Annotated in this window: 12 protein-coding genes and 1 pseudogene; 6 read left to right on the top strand and 7 right to left on the bottom strand. The window is 63.9% G+C overall.

The window, feature by feature from the left end; genetic code table 11:
- Positions 1-32 precede the first annotated feature (32 nt).
- Together FS320_RS17100 and FS320_RS17095 are read right to left on the bottom strand one after the other, a co-directional pair.
- On the bottom strand, positions 33-1340 hold the full coding sequence (locus FS320_RS17100; RefSeq protein ID WP_152713037.1) for a calcium-binding protein: 1308 nt from the start codon (positions 1338-1340) through the stop codon (positions 33-35).
- Positions 1264-2139, bottom strand: coding sequence for a zinc metalloprotease (locus tag FS320_RS17095; protein WP_210252208.1), 876 nt, complete (start codon positions 2137-2139; stop codon positions 1264-1266). The genes FS320_RS17100 and FS320_RS17095 overlap by 77 nt, the downstream gene beginning before the upstream one ends.
- A 768-nt stretch (positions 2140-2907) precedes the next feature.
- Here FS320_RS17095 and FS320_RS17090 point away from each other — a divergent pair.
- From FS320_RS17090 to FS320_RS17075, 4 genes are all read left to right on the top strand, one after another.
- Positions 2908-6615, top strand: a complete 3708-nt coding sequence (locus FS320_RS17090; protein WP_152713035.1) for a vitamin B12-dependent ribonucleotide reductase — start codon at positions 2908-2910, stop codon at positions 6613-6615.
- 161 nt (positions 6616-6776) lie between these two features.
- The gene (locus FS320_RS17085; RefSeq protein WP_152713034.1) at positions 6777-7499 is read left to right on the top strand and encodes a hypothetical protein; all 723 of its coding nucleotides are present in this window, start codon (positions 6777-6779) and stop codon (positions 7497-7499) included.
- Between the two features lie 117 nt (positions 7500-7616).
- Complete coding sequence (locus tag FS320_RS17080; protein WP_152713033.1) at positions 7617-11225, top strand: DEAD/DEAH box helicase; 3609 nt, start codon at positions 7617-7619, stop codon at positions 11223-11225.
- Positions 11222-13240, top strand: a complete 2019-nt coding sequence (locus FS320_RS17075) for a hypothetical protein (protein ID WP_152713032.1) — start codon at positions 11222-11224, stop codon at positions 13238-13240. The genes FS320_RS17080 and FS320_RS17075 overlap by 4 nt, the downstream gene beginning before the upstream one ends.
- A 162-nt stretch (positions 13241-13402) precedes the next feature.
- Here the strand turns inward: FS320_RS17075 and FS320_RS17070 are convergent, their stop codons facing one another.
- The 5 genes from FS320_RS17070 to hmgA form a co-directional block, all read right to left on the bottom strand.
- Positions 13403-13822 (bottom strand): M15 family metallopeptidase, encoded by a 420-nt coding sequence (locus FS320_RS17070; RefSeq protein WP_162003290.1) that lies wholly within the window; start codon positions 13820-13822, stop codon positions 13403-13405.
- Positions 13823-14621: 799 nt separating this feature from the next.
- Entirely contained in the window at positions 14622-14945 is a 324-nt protein-coding gene (locus tag FS320_RS17065; RefSeq protein ID WP_152713030.1) for a hypothetical protein, read from the bottom strand.
- A 24-nt stretch (positions 14946-14969) separates the two neighbouring features.
- The gene (locus FS320_RS17060) at positions 14970-15647 is read right to left on the bottom strand and encodes a fumarylacetoacetate hydrolase family protein (protein WP_274597225.1); all 678 of its coding nucleotides are present in this window, start codon (positions 15645-15647) and stop codon (positions 14970-14972) included.
- Between the two features lie 12 nt (positions 15648-15659).
- Positions 15660-15809: a hypothetical protein gene (locus tag FS320_RS47945; RefSeq protein WP_244627192.1), complete on the bottom strand. Its 150-nt coding sequence runs from the start codon at positions 15807-15809 to the stop codon at positions 15660-15662.
- 8 nt (positions 15810-15817) lie between these two features.
- Positions 15818-17176, bottom strand: coding sequence for a homogentisate 1,2-dioxygenase (hmgA, locus tag FS320_RS17055; protein ID WP_152713029.1), 1359 nt, complete (start codon positions 17174-17176; stop codon positions 15818-15820).
- A 59-nt stretch (positions 17177-17235) separates the two neighbouring features.
- Between hmgA and FS320_RS17050 the strand changes: the two genes are divergently transcribed.
- Both FS320_RS17050 and FS320_RS17045 read left to right on the top strand, forming a co-directional pair.
- Positions 17236-17667 carry a MarR family winged helix-turn-helix transcriptional regulator gene (locus tag FS320_RS17050; protein WP_152713028.1) on the top strand — a complete coding sequence of 144 codons (432 nt, stop codon included), beginning with the start codon at positions 17236-17238 and terminating at the stop codon, positions 17665-17667.
- A gap of 578 nt (positions 17668-18245) precedes the next feature.
- Positions 18246-18733 (top strand): annotated as a pseudogene (locus FS320_RS17045) (enolase-like domain-containing protein); the annotation flags it as partial.
- Positions 18734-18857 lie beyond the last annotated feature (124 nt).

Genomic DNA, 18857 nt, shown 5'->3' with positions numbered 1-18857 from the left:
GCTTGCCGGCTCCTGCCTTCAGGCCGGACAGCTCACACGATGAAGAAGTTCGCCGCGCTGAGCGCCGTACCTGCACTCACGGTGGCGAACTTGATCGCCGCGACGCCACCTGAGCCATCGACGTCATAGAACAGCTCGCCGGTGCCTTGATCGTACAGGATGTGATGATCGAAGCTCGTGGCCGCGCCCAGGTGGAAATAGGCGCTCGAGAGCGCTCCCGTGCCCACATCCATGAACACGCTGCGGCTGAGCACGATCCGATCGCCCTCAGCGACAGAAAAGTCCTGGATCGTGTCCGTGTTGCCGGCACCGAGACTGGACGAGAACCGGAAGGTGTCCGCCCCGGCCCCGCCGTTGAGCACGTCGCTGCCAAAGCCGCTGTCGAGTAGGTCATTGCCGGCCCCGCCGAACAGGTAATCACCGCCGGCCTTCCCGAGCAGCGTGTCGTCGCCGCCCTCTCCGTAGAGCTGGACGCCGCTGCCGTTGCCGCGGTCGATGCCGATGAGGGTATCGTCCGAGTTCGAGCCCTGCACCACCTCGATGTTGGAGATCACGTCACCATAGGCGGCACCGCCATTGGCATTGCCTGTCAGGTCGACCGTCACGCCGATTGTGGCGCTCTGGTAGGAGAGCACGTCCCAGCCGGCACCGCCATCGAGGATGTCGCCGCCCGGACCGCCGTCGAGCCAGTCGTTGCCGGCGCCGCCGAACAGGGCATCGCCGCCGCCCTTGCCGATAAGGCCGTCGTCGCCGCCCTCGCCGTAGAGCTGCACGCCGTGGCCGTTGCCGCGGTCGATGCCGATGAGCAGGTCGTTGTGGTTCGTGCCCTGCAGCACTTCGACGTTCAGGATCTTGTCGCCGGCGGCCGCGCCGCTGTTGAGATTAGTGGTGAGATCGATGGTCACGCCAGTGGTGGAACTCATGTAGGACACCACGTCCCAATCCGCGCCGCCATCCATCAGGTCGGCTCCCGCGCCGCCATCCAGCCAATCGTTGCTGGCGCCGCCGATGAGCGTGTCATTCCCGGAAGCGCCCGACAGGCTGTCGTTGCCCGCAGCCCCGACCAGCCGGTTGTCCGCCGCATTTCCTATCATTCTGTCATAACCGGAGGAGGCAATGGCGTTCTCGATCAGCGAGCGCGGATCGTCGTTGTACTGGAGCGCATTGAAGACGTTACCACGCGCCGTTTGACCATCACCAAGGGAAGCAGTCTTGTCACGTGCGATGTGCGACCAGGATCCAGGAGAAAGATCGATGGTCATGTCATCGAAGAAATCGCTGAAATCGTATGTATCGATGCCGCCGCCATCCCAGATGGTCATGAAGATGCGGTAACTCATCCCAGATGGTCATGAAGATGCGGTAACTGAAGCCGGCAATCACGTCATTGACGTAAGTGTAATCGTAAGAAGCCCATCTATAGGTCGTGTCCGTATTGTTGGTGGTGAAATTGGCGCCATAGATGTGCTGGAGCGCCGCAATGTCATACATCATCAAAGTATGAGGCCCATCTACACCAACAAGCCCGGAAAGATCCGTATCTCCCACATAGCTCCTATACGTCATGACCGAGAACTCGATCGAGTCGCGATCAGGGGTGAGAATGAAGGGATTGCGCGTATCACCCTGTTCATGACCGTGCTTGAGTCCGAGCGCATGACCCAACTCATGCAGAAGCGTGTGGTAGTCAGGTGTCCCGGGGTTCCCTGACGTGCTGTTACGCAGCCAAACGTCACCGGCATGCCCATCGGACGGGGCCGCTTCAGGATAGTAAGCCATCGGATTTTCCAGCAGCGACGATTGTCCGATCGCGATGTCGGAACGTGAATTGCCCGTCGAATAGAATTGGAGATTGGCCACGGCACTCACGGAGGTGAGCGTCATCCATTTCTCGGACTGAGGCGCGGATATCGGCCCTTGCAGAATGTTGCGGACCGCTTGCTGGATCCCCGCCCCGACGGGTGCGAAATCATCCATAAACCAATATTTGTAGCGGTAAGCGTCCGGGGAATCTGCAAAGTAATAGCCGAGGACGGGAGTGGACCAGGAATTTCCCGAGAGAAGGGCGTAGGTGTTGTTAGCGAGGGCCATCGACGTTTCCTTGTGCATCGTGCGGGCGGCAATATAACGAAATAACATGTTATTGAAAGCACCCGAGGCGTGTGGAGACGCAATGATGGTCTAACCCACCCCCTCGTCACATGAGACGAGGCACAGCTCGTGACCGCATGCCTGCGATGCAGCTACCATTCCGTTTCATGCTTGGCTTCATTCCCTAAGAGAATCTCCGCTGATCGTGCCATCGCCCTCTATGCCTGCGGGAATCAAGAACCGGCCGCACGTCGATTCGTTCGAGACGATCCAGCGCCCAAATCCGCGGAATCCCCTGGATTTCGGCGCTTCTAAGGAATTTCTATGCTCCGCTCGGACTCGGCTCCGATTGATGCGCCGGCACAACATCTCGCCCCTTTTCTTCGCACCTCTGAGCCGGCGAAGCTTGGCCATTGCAGAATCCCGGAACGGATTCTCAGAGGAGTCTCTGTGGCTTAGCTAGTTTTCCACATTCTTAACACTCTTCACACTATATATAGTTGGAACCGTGAGCCGCGACACAAGTTCTTGACGTAAGGCTCGCAACACGACTAGCTTGCCGGGGTACCGACCAGAGACCGGCGACCGACCTGAAAAGGGCGGTTGAAACCTCCCCAGAGTAGGCGTCAGAGCCCCGTGGCAATCCGTTGCCGCGCGACCCTTGACGCCTGATGGAGGCCGTAACTCGGGCGTGTTGCGTGTGGCGATCCAGAAGAATGGATCGTTGGGGCGTCGAACAATAATTGTGGGCTGATGAGCTGCGGGGCAAATCGCGGCCATGGGGACGTTTGTCCCCAGTACTTAGGAATGTGACCTATGCGGATCGAGCGGCGTTATACGAAAACCGGCCAATCGCCTTATTCCTCCCTCGCCTTCCGGCTCGCCACGAGCGAGATCCGCAACCCGGATGGCTCGGTCGTCTTCAAGCTCGAGAACATCGAGGTGCCGGAGACCTGGAGCCAGGTGGCCTCCGACGTGCTGGCGCAGAAGTACTTCCGCAAAGCCGGCGTTCCCGCCCGCTTGAAGAAGGTCGAGGAGAACGACGTTCCCTCGTGGCTGTGGCGCTCCGTGCCCGACGAGGCGGTGCTCGGCCAACTGCGCGAGGACCAGCGCTTCGGCTCTGAGATTTCCTCCAAGCAGGTCTTCGACCGCCTTGCCGGCTGCTGGACCTATTGGGGCTGGAAGGGCGGCTACTTCTCCTCCGAGGAGGATGCCCAGGCGTTCTATGACGAGCTGCGCTTCATGCTCGCCAACCAGATGGTGGCGCCGAACTCCCCGCAATGGTTCAACACCGGCCTGCACTGGGCCTACGGCATCGACGGCCCCGGCCAGGGCCACTTCTATGTGGACTACAAGACCGGCAAGCTGACCAAGTCGAAGTCGGCCTACGAGCACCCGCAGCCGCATGCCTGCTTCATCCAGGGCGTCGAGGACGATCTGGTGAACGAGGGCGGCATCATGGACCTGTGGGTCCGCGAGGCGCGCCTGTTCAAGTACGGCTCCGGCACCGGCTCCAACTTCTCCAAGCTGCGCGGCGAAGGCGAGAAGCTCTCCGGCGGCGGACGCTCGTCCGGCCTCATGAGCTTCCTCAAGATCGGCGACCGCGCCGCCGGCGCGATCAAGTCGGGCGGCACCACCCGGCGCGCGGCCAAGATGGTCGTGGTCGACGTCGATCACCCGGACATCGAGAGCTACATCGACTGGAAGGTGAAGGAGGAGCAGAAGGTCGCGGCGCTCGTCACCGGCTCCAAGCTCGGGAACAAGCACCTCAAGGCCATCATGAAGGCCTGCGTGAACTGCGAGGCCGAGGGCGATGCCTGCTTCGATCCGGAGAAGAACCCGGCTCTGAAGAAGGAGATCAAGCTGGCGCGCCGGGTCATGATCCCGGACAACTACATCAAGCGCGTCATCCAGTTCGCGCGCCAGGGCTACACCGACATCGACTTCCCGATCTACGACACGGATTGGGATTCGGAAGCCTACCTGACGGTGTCGGGCCAGAACTCCAACAACTCCGTCTCGCTCACCGACGACTTCTTGCGCGCGGTGGAGAACGACGCCGACTGGCACCTCACCGCCCGCAAGGACGGCAAGGTCGTGAAGACCCTGAAGGCGCGCGACCTGTGGGAGCAGATCGGCCACGCCGCCTGGGCTTCGGCCGATCCGGGCCTGCACTTCAACACCACCATGAACGACTGGCACACCAGCCCCGCCGGTGGCCGCATCCGGGCCTCGAATCCGTGCTCGGAATACATGTTCCTGGACGACACGGCGTGCAATCTCGCCTCCGCCAACCTGCTGCAGTTCTTCGACCGGAAGAACCACAAGTTCGACGCGGAGTCGTTCGAGCATGCCTGCCGCCTTTGGACGGTGGTGCTCGAGATCTCGGTGATGATGGCGCAGTTCCCGTCGAAGGAGATCGCGCAGCTTTCCTACGAGTACCGCACGCTCGGCCTCGGCTTCGCCAATATCGGCGGCCTGCTCATGACCATGGGCCTGCCCTACGATAGCGATGCGGGCCGTGCGCTCGGCGGCGCGCTCACGGCGATCATGACCGGCGTGTCCTATGCCACCTCGGCCGAGATGGCGGGCGAGCTCGGGCCGTTCCCGAACTACAAGGCCAACGCGAAGCACATGCTGCGCGTGATCCGCAACCATCGCCGCGCGGCGCATGGCGAGGCGGCCGGCTCCGAAGGCCTCGCTGTCAACCCGGTCCCGCTCGACCACGCCTCCTGCCCCGATGCGGATCTCGTCGCCCATGCGAAATCCGCCTGGGACAAGGCGCTCGAGCTCGGCGAGAAGAACGGCTACCGCAACGCGCAGTCCACCGTGATCGCGCCCACCGGCACGATCGGCCTCGTGATGGATTGCGACACCACCGGCATCGAGCCCGACTTCGCCCTCGTGAAGTTCAAGAAGCTCGCCGGCGGCGGCTACTTCAAGATCATCAACCGGGCGGTGCCCGATGCGCTGCGCGCGCTCGGCTACCGCGAGCATGAGATCGCCGAGATCGAGGCCTATGCGGTCGGCCACGGCTCCATGAAGCAGGCGCCCGCCATCAACCCCGGCAGCCTGCGCTCGAAGGGCTTCACGGACGAGAAGATCGACGCGGTGGAGAAGGGCCTGAAATCGGCCTTCGACATCAAGTTCGTCTTCAACCGCTGGACGCTCGGCGAGGACTTCCTCACCGGCACGCTCAAGGTGCCGGCGGACAGGCTCAACGATCCGTCCTTCGACCTGCTCTCTTTCCTCGGCTTCTCGAAGGCTGACATCGAGGCCGCGAACATCCACATCTGCGGAGCGATGACTCTCGAGGGAGCCCCCTTCCTGAAGACCGAGCATTACGCGGTGTTCGATTGCGCCAACCCGTGCGGCAAGATCGGCAAGCGCTATCTCTCGGTCGAGAGCCACATCCGCATGATGGCGGCATCGCAGCCCTTCATCTCGGGCGCGATCTCCAAGACCATCAACATGCCCAACGACGCCACCGTCGAGGATTGCAAGAACGCCTACATGCTGTCCTGGAAGCTGGCGCTCAAGGCGAACGCCCTCTACCGCGACGGCTCCAAGCTCTCGCAGCCGCTGAACTCCGCCCTCATCGCCGACGAGGAGGAGGATGCGGAGGACGCCGTGGAAGCGTTGGCCGCCATGCCGTCGGCGGCGAAGGCCGCGCACGTGTCGGAGAAGATCGTCGAGAAGATCGTCGAGCGCGTGGTGGCCCTGCGCGACCGCGAGAAGATGCCCGACCGCCGCAAGGGCTACACCCAGAAGGCCGTCGTCGGCGGCCACAAGGTGTACCTGCGCACGGGCGAGTACGACGACGGACGCCTCGGCGAGATCTTCATCGACATGCACAAGGAAGGCGCCGCCTTCCGGGCCATGATGAACAACTTCGCTATCGCGATCTCGCTCGGCCTGCAATACGGCGTGCCGCTGGAGGAATACGTGGAGGCCTTCACCTTCACGCGCTTCGAGCCGGCGGGCTTCGTCCAGGGCAACGAGCGCATCAAGTCCGCGACCTCGATCCTCGACTACGTGTTCCGCGAGCTCGCGGTCTCGTATCTCTCCCGCAACGACCTCGCCCATGTCGATCCGTCGGAAGCAGGCCCCACCACCATCGGGTCGGGTGAAGCCCAGTCGAAGGCGCCGGAGCCCGCGCCTGCCACGGCCATCGTGTCCCGCGGCTTCGTGCGCGGCAATTCCGACCGCCTCATGCTGATCCCGGGCGGCGGCGGCACCGGCAGCGCCGGAGGCAGTGTTCAGCGCTCACCCGGTCTCACCGTCGGCGCGAACGCCCTCAAGGGCGAGCTCGCTCCCGCGGCCGCTCCGGTGGAGGAGAAGGTCGGCGAAGCCGAGATGTCCAAGCTCGCCTTCGCGGCCCCGTCCGTCGCCGACCGGCGCGCCGAGGCCAAGATGAAGGGCTATGTCGGCGAATCCTGCCCCGAATGCGCCAACTTCACGCTGGTGCGGAACGGGACGTGCTTGAAGTGCGATACTTGTGGATCCACAACCGGGTGCAGCTGAGTATGCCGACTTTGTCGCCGGCATATTCCTAGCGCGGGAGCCTCAAATGCCCGCGCCACCGGGTGAAGTGAGAGGAGAAGCTCGATTGGGCTTCGCCTTTCGCAAAACGGCCTACTAAAGTTCTGCAAAATGAAAGGGCGGCCCAAGTGGGTCGCCCTTTCATGAATCTAACCAGGCCCATCGAAGGATTCGCCGTGTACGCCCTGTCGAAACGAACGCTGTCCCAATACGTGCGCGGAGAATGCCGGCGGCGTCTGCGCCTTGACCTTTATGCTGGTGATGCAACGCGCAAGGAGCTGGGCATCCCGGTCAAGGACGTCGCGCGTCCGGGGCTGGCGCTACTCGTCGAGCAGGGGCGGCAGTTCGAGCGCGAGAAGTTCGGAGAACTGGCGCAGGTGTTCGCCGGGCGCGTCACGCACGGGGCCGTGACGGCGCCGCGGCCGGGCGAGGAGAGCGCCTTCGGGAAGATCCTTCTGGACGACCACCTCGACGCCTGCGGCTCCGACCACTTCCTGGTGGAGGCCGAATATGTGGTCACGGATCCCTTCATCGGCGCCCATGGCCTGCGCGATCTCGTCGACGGCAGCGCGTTCGTTCCGGGCTCGGGGGCGACACTCAGGTTCGCCGCCGTCCGTCCGGACATCCTGCAGGTGGTTCCTCCGGCGGGTGCCCCCCGCCACGTGATCACGCCGTCCGGCGAGGTCCACACCATTGCTGCCAACGATCCCCGCCTTGGGCTCCGCATCATCGACATCAAGCTCACGGGCGAGCCCTCGCCCTCGCACTTCGCCGAGCTGGCCTATTACGGCATGACCCTTGCCACCTGGCTGGAGCGGACCGGGCGGGACGGCCGCTTCGTCGTCCTCAAGGATGCCGCGGTGTGACCCGGCAAGCATGAGGCCTCGGAGATCCGGAGACGAGAGTTCGAGGACCGCAGCAACGGCGTCACGAACCGGTCCCTCGCCCGCTATCTGGAGGGGCTCGGCGAGGATCTGGAGACGATGCCCGCCGAGGTCGTGCTGGGCCGCGTCCGGCGATTTTTCGCCGTCGACCTGCGCGAGGCCATCCTCGCCCCGGACTGGCAGGCGCTGCCATGGCACGTCGATTCCGGCTGCAGCGGCTGCGACTACCTGGGCTACAGTTGGAAGGCCCGCGTCGACGACGACACCGAGTTGCCCGAGGAAACCCCGCGTGCGCCGTACTGCTGGTCCACCGCCGAGGTGAACGGCCACCTGAGCCGGGTGGTCGGGTTGACCCGCGGCGCCTGCGGCAAACTCAAGGTGGCAATGGTCGAGAGCATCGCGCAGCTCGCGGCGCTCAGGCCTGGCAACCCGGCCTTCGAGGAGCACCAGAAGCTGCGGGCAGGCCGCGCCCTGTTCCATGCCCGCTCCGGGGTACTCACGAACAGGCTGCCGCCCGAGATCCCCGAGAAAGCCGGGACGTCCGCGGTGCTCCCGGCGCGCAGCGACATCAAGGTGGCGCTCTCCGTCGACTTCGATGTCGGCAGCGGTCTCACCTTCGCCATCGGGTACCAGATCCTCACCCACGTTCCCGCCGAGCGCGTCGTCGAGCCGGGTGGGCGGGCCTGGTTCAAGACGAGGATCGAGCGTGGTCAGGCCCGCGTCATGCTGGTCGAGCAGAAGTCGCTCGACGCCGAGCGCGAGGTGCTGACCGAGATCATGCGTCATCTCGTTCAGGACATCGACGCGGCCGCACAGCAAGTGGAGCAGGCGAACCGGAGCCTCGGCCTGACCGACAAGGAACGGGACCGGCGGGCGACGCTCCAGGTCTATCTCTGGGACAGGCTCAACTACGACCACCTGCGCCGGGTGATGGGCCGGCACCTGCTCGCCGTGCTCGCCCCGCCCGCGCAGGGTCAAGGGCCCCGCATCGCCCCGATGGCATGGATGTTCCCGGCGGACCAGATCATCGAGGACGCGGATTTCACCACCGTGAACTCGCCGATCTCGCTCGTGGGGGAAGCCATTCAGGCGCTTCTTGCGGCAGACGTGCCTCACCACTATTCGCTCCTGGGTATTGCGAACGCCTACCATCCTCCGCGCTTCGACAAGGGCGACGGGAAGCTCCCGTTCCGGCTCAATCCCTTCTTCCAGGATCCCCTGTCGGACCAGATCCCGTCCGAGCGTGGGCATGAGGTCTGGAACCGGCGCAGCCCCTTCAAGAAGGTGGACTACCAGGGATACCGGGACGGCCTGAAGCGCGCCGTCCGGGTCAGGCTCGACGCCCTCCTGGCCGTGACGGAGCGGCTGACCGACGACCTCAAGGGACAGCTTTCCGCGAGCGCCCCGACGGTTCGCTCCGTCTTCGACCAGACGCAGCCCCTCCAAGCGGTGTCCCGTGACGGCGAGATCATCTACCAGCACGCGCGGCTCATGGCGGCGGCCGACGAGCTCGAAATCAACCTGCTCATGGCGATGCCGCCGCACCAGCGCGAGGCGGTCTTCAAGAGCGTCCGCCTGGAGGAGCGGCTGGATGGCCCCGCCAAGGCCCAGGCCCTTGCCAGTCTTGGTCTGGGAGTGGGCGCAGCGGACCCCGCCATCCTTGTCTTCCGGATGTCGCCACGTTCCGTGCAGGCGCGGATCAAGGTCGGCGAGTTCAACTGGTCGCTGATGCCGGAGAGCGCCCTGCCACTGCAGCACAGATCCATCGCCATGCTGAAGGACCAGCACTTCGCGCTCCGAACGCTCCTTGGGCCGGCGCAGAACTTCGACTACCGACGGAGGCTGAGGAGCGCCTCCCAAGTGTCGGTCCTCGCGTTCGAGCGGGTGTCCCAGATCGTGGTCCTGCGGGCCGACGATCCGCAGATGTTTGCCGCGCTTGAACAGGCCGGCCTCTTCGACTTCGCCGTCGACGGCCGGAAAGGCGTGTTCGCCATCCTCGATCCACTGCCTGTCGAACTGTTCCTGAAGAAGCGGCTCAAGCCGGCGCTGAAGGCGATCCGCGTCCCGCCGCTCTCCGTGTCGAGGCCGCTGTTCCCGAACCCTGCCCTGACACGGCTTCGGATGCCCAACCCCCGCCAGAGCGCCAGCGTCCCCGCGGAGCGCTTCATCTGGGACGCGGACACCCTCGCCGGCGAGGCCTCGGGCCGTTCCGGCGCGACGGCCCTCGCGGCCATCGCCGCACACGGCTACAAGCTCACCCAGCGCCAGTCCGACGCCGTGCGCCAGTCCGTTGAGAAGCGCCTGTCGCTGCTGTGGGGGCCGCCCGGCACGGGCAAGAGCACGACCGCGGTCGCGCTGATCCTCGGCCTGCTGCGCGAGGCGCAGGAGCGAGGCGCCCCTCTGAGGCTGGCGATCACCGGCCCGACCTGGGTGGCCATCGACACCGTCGCCCGGAAGATTCCCGCGCTGTTGCGGCAGCTTGGCCTCGAAAACTCCGTGCGCCTCGCCCGCCTCGCGTCGTCCATCGTCGGCCCGGAGGGCATCGCCAGCGAGTTGCAGGACCACATTGTCATCACCAATGGGTCGGAGGCGCATCAGGAGCTCGTTGGACGGCTGGAGGCCGCCACCGGGTTCACTATCGTCGCCGGCACGGCCCACCAGCTCTCCAGGCTGATCGCCGACGAGGCCGAGGCCATGCGGCCCTTCTTCGACTTCATGCTGATTGACGAGGCGTCGCAGATGTCGGTCGCGCATGCGGTCGTGGCCTTCACGACCCTGGCCGAGGGCGCCTCGCTCACGGTGGTGGGCGATGACCTCCAGATGCCGCCGATCCAGCCCATCGCGCCCCCGGAGGGCGCAGAGCACCTCGTCGGCTCCATCTACGATTTCTTCCGGCAATACCGGAATGGCGAGCCCGCGGCGGCCGGCATCCAGCCGGTCATGCTTGACCGCAGCTACCGCTCGAACAAGGAGATCGTCGATTTCGTGCGGCTCGCCGGCTATGGCGATGACCTGACGGCTGAGAACGCCGGCCTGCGCATGCGCCTGGCGTCGCCGCTGCCCGGCGCCCAACCGGCGGACTGGCCCGCAAGCCTGCCGTGGCACGGCCACCTTGCCACCCTCCTCGATCCCGAGGAGCCCCTGACGGCGCTGATCCACCCGGACGAGTATTCGAGCCAACGCAATGACCACGAGGCCAACCTGGTAGCGGGGCTTGTCCGCTCCCTGTACGGGCGCCTCCTGCCGGACAAGGGTGACACCCCCCTGTCCGGGATCGACCTCTTCAAGGACGGCCTCGGCATCGTCACGCCGCACCGGGCGCAGCAGGCCGCCGTCGTCGAACGGCTCATGGGCTTCCTGCCGACGGACGCGGAGCAGGCCGCGATGATCGCGGCGGTCGACACCGTCGAGCGCTTCCAGGGGCAGGAGAAGACGGTCATGATCGCAAGCTTCGGGCTCGGCGACCGCGACCAGATCGCGGCGGAGGAGGAGTTCCTCTACAGCCTGAACCGCTTCAACGTCATCGCGTCTCGTGCGAAGGCGAAGCTGATCGTCATCGTCTCCCGCCGGCTGGTCGACCACCTGCCGCGGGATCCGGAGATGCTCCGGCAGTCCCGCCTGTTGAAGCACTATGCGGATGGTTACTTGCTGCGCGCGGTGCCAGCTTCGATCCCAGCTCTTGGGGCCTGTGAGATTAAGTTCAGATGAGCCGTCGGCGTCTTCCTCCCCGCTCGCTTCTCGACGCCGGCGTGCTGCCGGTCGGCGAGATTGCGCGCATGGCCAAGCGCGAGAGCGTGCGTCCGCGCGACGCCTACCAGGCGCACAAGTGGTTCGCGCGCCGGCTGGCCGCAACGGCGCGCTCCCTGCTGGTTGGGTCGACCACGGTCGGGGACGGCAACTTTTGGAAGGCCTACTACGGGGAGGCGTCCTGCGAGGGGCTCACCGTGCTCGACCCGTTCATGGGCGGCGGGGTCATGCTCCTGGAGGCTGCCCGCCTCGGGGCGAACGTCCATGGCGTTGACGTCGAGCCGGTCGCCGCCGCGATCTCCGACTTCCAGGGCCGCCTCGCCCGGCTCCCCGACCTGCAGCCGCACCTAGACCACCTGATTGCGACGGTCGGGGCGGAGATGGCGCCGTATTACCGGTCGTTCGATGACGAGGGCCAGGAGGAGATTTTGCTGCACGCCTTCTGGGTGCAGCGCGTCACCTGCGGCGGTTGCGGGCACGCCTACGACGCGCATCCCACGTTCCGCTTGGCGTGGGACGAAGCCAAAGGGCGTCAGTGGGTCGCCTGCCGGGATTGCAGCCAGGTGACCCAGGTCCCGCTGCGGTGGGGCACCTTCACCTGTGGCTGCGGCAGAAAGACGAAGGCGGACGGTGGCCATGTCGTGACGGGGACCGCCTGCTGTCCGGCCTGCGGGCACCGGGAGCGCCTGATCGACCTGGCTAAGCGCACCGGCAAGCCACCAGCGTTCCGGCTTTTCGCCGTGGAAACGGTCCCGGCTGGCCCGGAGAAACGGCATGTCGGGGATGCACGGCGAATCCGCTCGGCCACCCCGCGCGATGTGGAGATCTTCGCCGCGGCCAAGCGGCGGCTGGCCCGCGAGGTCAAGGCCAATCCCGGGTTCCTCGTCGCCGGCGACATCCCGCGTGAAAACCGTTTCGACAACCGCCTCGTGCAATACGGCTACAGCGCCTACCGCGAGCTGTTCAACGCGCGCCAGAATCTGCACCTTGGACTGCTCGCCCGCGCTCTCGACGGGATCGAGGGCTTGGCCGGCGAGGCCCTGCGGATCGCCTTCTCCGACCACCTGTCCACCAACAACGTCCTTTGCGGCTACGCAGGCGGCTGGCGCCGGCTGTCGCCGCTGTTCTCGATCCGGGCCTACCGGCACATCGCTCGCCCCGTCGAGCTCAACCCGTGGCTGACGAAGAACGGACGCGGGACGTTCCCGAACGCGGTCCGGTCGGTGCTCCGCGCGAGCAGGAGCATCACCGGTTCGGTGGAGCCCTCGCCCGACGGTGAGGCCATCCCAGTACCCACGAGGGTGGCCGGATCCTGGGACGTCCGCTGCGGCGACGCGGCTAACCTGGCTCACATTCCTGCCAGATCGGTGGATCTCGTCCTAACCGACCTACCTTATTTCGACTACATCGCCTATTCCGAGCTAGGACACTTCTACGTGCCGTGGATGGCGCGCCTCGGCCTGATCGGTGACGCCTGTCTTAACGGGTTCCCACAGGGGCAGTTGGCTTCGCTTAAGGGGACGGCCGAGGCAGCGGATCTGTTTGCTGGGGAGTTGGCCCGCCGCCTGCGCGAGGTAGTCCGCGTTTGTCGACCGGGAGCACGCATCGTTTTCACGTACCAGAACCTCGACGTGCGCGGCTGGGTTGCCCTGGCGAAGGCCCTGGCTGTCGCGGGCATCAGGCCCGTCCGAGCGTGGCCGATGTTCGGCGACGGAGGATCAAGCCTCCACAAACACGTTAACTCGATCTCATGGGACTGCGTGCTCCAGTGCAAGATCGCATCCTGTGATCTAGTCCTGGCGTTTGACGAGCGTGCGGAAGCCGCCGGCGAGCGCTTCCTGAAGGAGTGGCGCAACAAACTGAAAGAAACCGGGCATAGTTTATCCGCCGGCGATGAAGCCAATTTCCGGCATGCTGGCAAGGTGGTCGGAGCGTTCCGCTACGTTGCGCCAACTGCAATTTTAGAGATGACCTGACCGCTATTCCACGAAGGCAGACATGAAAGAGCCCAAGCTCCGGTGCGTACGGACAGGATGCCTTCGCATCTCTGCGTCTCGCATTCGCTCCTGCGCCTTATCCTGTCTCAAACCCTGTTCGCAGGCCTCGTCTTTAGAACGGGATAATGCGGTTCAGGATCCTCACTTTGGGTTTCCGCTCTTGTCATCGGGCCTGAGTTCAAAGTGTGAGCGATCCTTGTCCTTGAAGCCGTGAAAACGGCCGCCCCAGCGGATCGACACACCAAGCTCTGCGGCGGCTCGCTTTACTGCGGCGGCGATCCGGTTTTGGGTAGTCGGATCAAAGAAGACATGACCGTCCGGGTCGAGCGGCCACAGGTCGACTGCGAGGCCTGACCGGTGTGGGCTGTCCTCGGTCCTCGACCATCCCCAGGCGACTGCCCTTCGTTGCAGCTTGCCACCGCGCAAACCCGAGCCGATGACGAAGGGAAGGCTCGAATTGTCGGCCTGCGTCTTCCGTACGACGCGTGCGAGCACCGGGTGGATGGTCCGGAGATTGGCTTGATGATTGCCGACTGGGTCCGGGTTCCAGTCCCGGAACATCGCGAGCTGATCCCTTCCGAATTCATCCCTCGCAGGGATCTTGGCGTATACGCCTTCAGGCCCGTAGAGCAATTTGGAGCGATGATTTTGGCCCCGCTCCGGCCCCACCGTGGGTCCGCTCTGAGCTTCAGCAGCGAGGCTGACGGTCAATGACGCAATGGCGGAGAGACCAAGCCAGAGGGAGCAAATACGCTTCATCATGAGGGTTGGAGTAATGGCAGCAGGATCGCACGAAACTAAGGCGAAGCTTACCGGTGGCGATTTTCTCAACCAGATTTTTGATAGCAGCCGTATAGGACCTATTGCCTACTACCTCTGAGTCGTTGACACCGCCAAGGTTGATGTTCTCTATTTGTTCGCAGGTGTCCTGCACCTGAAATCCCCCTTCGACTGTCACACCGTGACGGGTCCCTGTCCAACCTGGTCGCCACTGCTGGCGCCCGGGCGCAGAGGGATTCGTACTTGATCCCGTGAGGTTGCGCATGAGTTCACCATCCAGAAGGTCCGATCCACAAGTCACCCGTTTCGAAAGCGCAAAGTCGACAGAGGTCATTATAGCCAGAAACCGGAGTGTGCTCGACACCCTGATTATCGCCTCGCTGGATCCCGAGGTGCGGGCTATCGCTCCGGCGGAAGCAATCAGCATCACCCTGAATGGTTTGGTAATCCAACACGTGCCGGATTGCTGCCTGGTGTTCGATGGGCGGTCCATCGTCGTCGATGTTTACCGCCAACCCCGGTCAGCAGCCCGCGGGCGGTTCGAGGCAGTCGAAGCCGCACACGCAACCCAAGGCGTAGCTTATGAGTGCCGCGAGCCCCCGACGGTTTTCGGATCGCCCTTGCTGATGAACAGTAGGGCGGTTTGGGCTGCCAGAGGGTTCAGGTTCAGGCCGCCGATCAAGTGAGGGTGCTTGATCTCCTCGGAGCCAACCCGCTGCCGTTGGGCGAAGTGGCTCAAGCAGTGCGGGCGGACGACGGCGTCCTGGCCGTTCTTGCCCTCGCCTGCCACGCCATCGTCCAACTCGACTTGGAAACCGCCCCACTGGGGCCCGAGACCAGAGCTTGGCGGCGTTGCCCCTCGCCATGCGCGCTGGCTTCGATGTCCGAAGGAGGTAATTGACAAGCTCCCTCTCTGTTCCTTATTTGTTCACATAAGGCCCGCAGCTTGAGGAATACCCGCTGGCCGAGATGGTACTGGCAAATTCTTGGACAGGAACGGACCGAGCGGCTGGTATTCCCAAGCTTGGATGTCGCGCGCCGACCAGTCGTTCAGTAGGCAGAAGCCGCCCACGTGCTCCGATGCCTTGCCGATGTCGATGGGCGCGCCGAGTTCGTTGCCGGGTCCAATCCAGACGCCCAACTCCAGCTCATAATCGAGCCTTTGACTGGGCCCAAAGCCCGGCTCCGACGCATCCGAGGGCTTCGTCTGCCCCCGCGGCGGCCGCACCGGCACACCTGAGGGGCGTATCGATGACGCGCGGCCGTGATACCCGATCGGGACATGCTTGTAGTTCGGCAGCAGCGGATTGTCGGGCCGGAACTGCTTTCCGACGTTGGTTGCATGATAAATACCAACGTAAAAGTCCGTGTAGTCGCCGATGTGCGCCGGCAGGTGCAGGGTACAGTCGGACGCTGGTTGCAGGCACGGCTCTGCCCTGCCCTCGTCAGGACTGCCCGTCTTCAGCAGTTCGGACAGTCTTGCGCGCAGAGCCTGCCGGGCTCCTGCCCGAAGTGCCAGGAAGGGATTGAGCACCGAACCGGACGCTGCTTCCGCTGCCCGCGCAGCCTCCCCTGTGAAGAGGCCGGCTGCCAAGGCAGCCGGCAGGTCGAAGATCCGTTAGCCAATGGCCACGCCACCGCGCGGAGCGTCGCCGCCCGGGCTGAAAATCCCCAGCGGCAGGTTCTGGATCGGGAAGTCTGGGTGACCGTTGGCAGAGACCACCCAGCTTTCAAGCTTCGGATCATGCGTGTGATCGAGTTGAGCCATCGTTTCGATCACCGCTGGCTTGGGTTGAAATGCTTTTTGAGCTTGTGGCCGTAGGCGCCGTAATCCTTCTGCAGCGCGTCTGTGCTGGCGGCAAAGGCCGTGACCTTCTGCGGGAAGCGCGTCTCGAACATGAACGCCATCGTGCCTTCCAGCCGGTGGGGCTTCAACTCCACGTTACTGGCCTTTTCGAACGCATCAACATCGGGACCATGCGGCAGCATGGTGTTGTGCAGGGACATTCCGCCTGGCACGAAGCCACCGCCGGTCTTGGCATCGTAGACCCCGTAGATCAGCCCCATGAACTCGCTCATCACGTTCATGTGGTACCACGGCGGCCGGAAGGTGTTCTCTGCCACCAGCCAGCGATCCGAGAAGAGCACGAAATCGATGTTGGCGGTGCCGGGCGTCTCAGACGGCGAGGTCAGCACGGTGAAGATCGACGGATCGGCATGGTCGTACAAAACCGGACCCACAGGCGAGTAGCGGCGCAGATCGTACTTGTACGGCGCGTAGTTGCCGTGCCAGGCTACCACGTCGAGCGGCGAGTGATCCATGTCCGCCACCCAGAGCGAGCCGCCCCACTTCACATACATCTTCGAGGGTACGTCTTTGTCCTCATAGGCGGCCACTGGCGTGAGGAAGTCGCGCGGATTGGCAAGGCAATTGGCGCCGATCGGTCCGCGCTCGGGCAGCGTGAAGGCACCGCCGTAGTTCTCGCAGAAATACCCCCTGGCAGGTCCGTCGATCAGCTCGACCCGGATCTTCACTCCACGTGGGATCACCGCGATTTCGCCCGGCTCGATGTCGATGATGCCAAACTCGGTCCACAGCCGGATGCTGCCCTGCTGCGGCACGAACAGCATTTCACCATCGGCATTGTAGAAATACTCGTCCGCCATCGAGCGGGTGATGAGATAGACATGCGCACCCATTCCCGCCTGACTTCCGGCATCGCCCGCCGTGGTGATGGTGCAGACACCCTCCAGAAAGGAGACGCTCTCGTTGGGCAGCGGGATCGGACTCCAGCGCATCGGCGCAATCGGCACCTCCACCTCGACGGCAGGCGCCGTGCGCCACAGGCCGATATCCGCCTTCTGGAACTGCCCCCAATGAGTCACCGTGGGACGGATACGGTAAAGCCAGGACCGTTCGTTGGTGGTGCGCGGTGCGGTGAAGGGCGAGCCGGAAAGCTGCTCGGCATAGAGCCCGTAGGAGCACTTCTGCGGCGAGTTGCGGCCGATGGGAAGTGCTCCGGGCAGGGCCTCGGTCTCGAAACCGTTGCCGAAGCCGGACATGTAGCCGCGCTGGATGGCGCTCTCCAGACGATCGGCGGCCTGATTCTGCAAAGATGGGTTCTGGACATTCATGGTCGTGACCTCCACAATTGGTCGCAACTGTAACTATCTATTTTGTAACCAACAATGCCATGGCCAAACTCCAGCTCGAACAATTCCTGCCCTACCGGCTCAATCGGATCGCTTCAGCAGTCTCTCAAGACTTCCGCTCCGTCTACGGTCCGCACCATGACCTGACGATCCCGGAATGGCGGGTGCTGGCCACCCTCGGCCAGTTCGAGGAGATCGGCGCCAAGGCGATCGGGCGGCACTCGGCCATGCACAAGACGAAGGTCAGCCGTGCCGTGCGGGCACTGGAGGAGAGGCGCTGGCTCAGGCGCCGCGAAAGCGAGGAAGACAGGCGGGAGGAGATCCTGTCTCTCACAGCGCTCGGGCAGAAGACTTACCGAGAGATCGTCCCTAAGGCTCTCGCCTTCGAAAGACACATCCTGGACGAACTCGGGCCGGAAGCCGAAGTGGTTCTAAACGCCTTGGAGCGGCTCGAAAAAATCTTCAAAGTGTGAATCAACATCGAATGACGACCCGCGAGCCGACTGCTGTTAAATGCATTACTTTGCTGGCGAACTCAGAGCGTTGGTGGGGTCACCATCGGCACCGATGGTGACCCCACCGAATTTCCACTGTGTGTCGCTGAACCAAGGCTTTGTACCTCCCGCACGAGGGGTCAACCTTCGGTGCCGCTTCACGCCGGTCCGGCGGAGAAATGACCCGATCCCGAATTCACGAACCTTCAGCGCTGGAGCGTGATGGACCGTGACGGGCACTTCACCGCGATGGAACAGCCAGAGGCTCTGGCTCAAGAAATACGCATGCTGTTCCGAACCTTGCGCTGAAGCAGACAACGTACCGGTAGTGGCCATCGCCACGGCGAGAAGCTCGTGGAAGGTCCTGCTGGACGAGACATAATCGATCCAGAACATTGAAACAGGGTCACTAAAGCAGGAGCGGAGACGCTGGAGTTCGGCTATTTTCCGAAGTCAGGAAAAGACCATCGTAAGGAATGACACTCTTGAGAGTGGCTGCGGCCCCGGTACTATCGTGATGGAGCCGCTTTGACCCTCCGGTCCCGATGAGGCATGCCGTGACCCGCATCACCGATCTCAAAACCTTCGACCTGCGCTTCCCCACCTCCCAGCATCTCGACGGCTCGGACGCGATGAACCCGGATCCGGACTATTCCGCCGCCTATGTGGTGCTCACGACCGACAATCCGGATCTGACCGGTCATGGTCTCACCTTCACGATCGGGCGCATCGCCTCGATATCTGCTGTGCCGCTATCGAGGCGATGCGCCATCTCGTAGTCGGGCTCGATCTCGAGTGGGTCAAGGACAACCCCGGCCGGTTCTGGCGCCATCTCACAGGCGACAGTCAGTTGCGCTGGATCGGACCGGACAAGGGCGTCATCCATCTCGCCACAGGGGCGGTCGTCAATGCCGTCTGGGATCTTTGGGCAAAAGAAGCCGGCAAGCCGGTGTGGGAGCTGGTGGCTGACATGAGCCCTGAGGAGCTCGTCCGGGTGATCGACTTTCGCTATCTCACCGACGCGGTCACACCCGAGGAGGCACTAGGGCGTGTCTGCAAAGGGGTTCCATGAGGAGCTTGGAGTTCCCATTTATCCAACGTGACACGTTACGAGTTGACGGACCGGCAGTGGCAGCGCCTTGAGCCGCTTCTGCCGCCCGAGCGGCCGC

This window comes from Microvirga tunisiensis (assembly GCF_009296175.1).
GTDB lineage: Bacteria > Pseudomonadota > Alphaproteobacteria > Rhizobiales > Beijerinckiaceae > Microvirga > Microvirga tunisiensis.
Note: the sequence above shows the minus strand (reverse complement) of the source record. Positions and strands in the feature narration are given on the sequence as shown.

Bases quoted from the DNA above. Each gene is read 5' to 3' on its own strand.
- FS320_RS17100 (WP_152713037.1), bottom strand. From the start codon at position 1,340: ATGAGTTACCGCATCTTCATGACCATCTGGGATGGCGGCGGCATCGAT.
- FS320_RS17095 (WP_210252208.1), bottom strand. From the start codon at position 2,139: ATGTTATTTCGTTATATTGCCGCCCGCACGATGCACAAGGAAACGTCG.
- FS320_RS17090 (WP_152713035.1), top strand. From the start codon at position 2,908: ATGCGGATCGAGCGGCGTTATACGAAAACCGGCCAATCGCCTTATTCC.
- FS320_RS17085 (WP_152713034.1), top strand. From the start codon at position 6,777: ATGAATCTAACCAGGCCCATCGAAGGATTCGCCGTGTACGCCCTGTCG.
- FS320_RS17080 (WP_152713033.1), top strand. From the start codon at position 7,617: ATGCCCGCCGAGGTCGTGCTGGGCCGCGTCCGGCGATTTTTCGCCGTC.
- FS320_RS17075 (WP_152713032.1), top strand. From the start codon at position 11,222: ATGAGCCGTCGGCGTCTTCCTCCCCGCTCGCTTCTCGACGCCGGCGTG.
- FS320_RS17070 (WP_162003290.1), bottom strand. From the start codon at position 13,822: ATGTTCCGGGACTGGAACCCGGACCCAGTCGGCAATCATCAAGCCAAT.
- FS320_RS47945 (WP_244627192.1), bottom strand. From the start codon at position 15,809: ATGGCTCAACTCGATCACACGCATGATCCGAAGCTTGAAAGCTGGGTG.
- hmgA (WP_152713029.1), bottom strand. From the start codon at position 17,176: ATGAATGTCCAGAACCCATCTTTGCAGAATCAGGCCGCCGATCGTCTG.
- FS320_RS17050 (WP_152713028.1), top strand. From the start codon at position 17,236: ATGGCCAAACTCCAGCTCGAACAATTCCTGCCCTACCGGCTCAATCGG.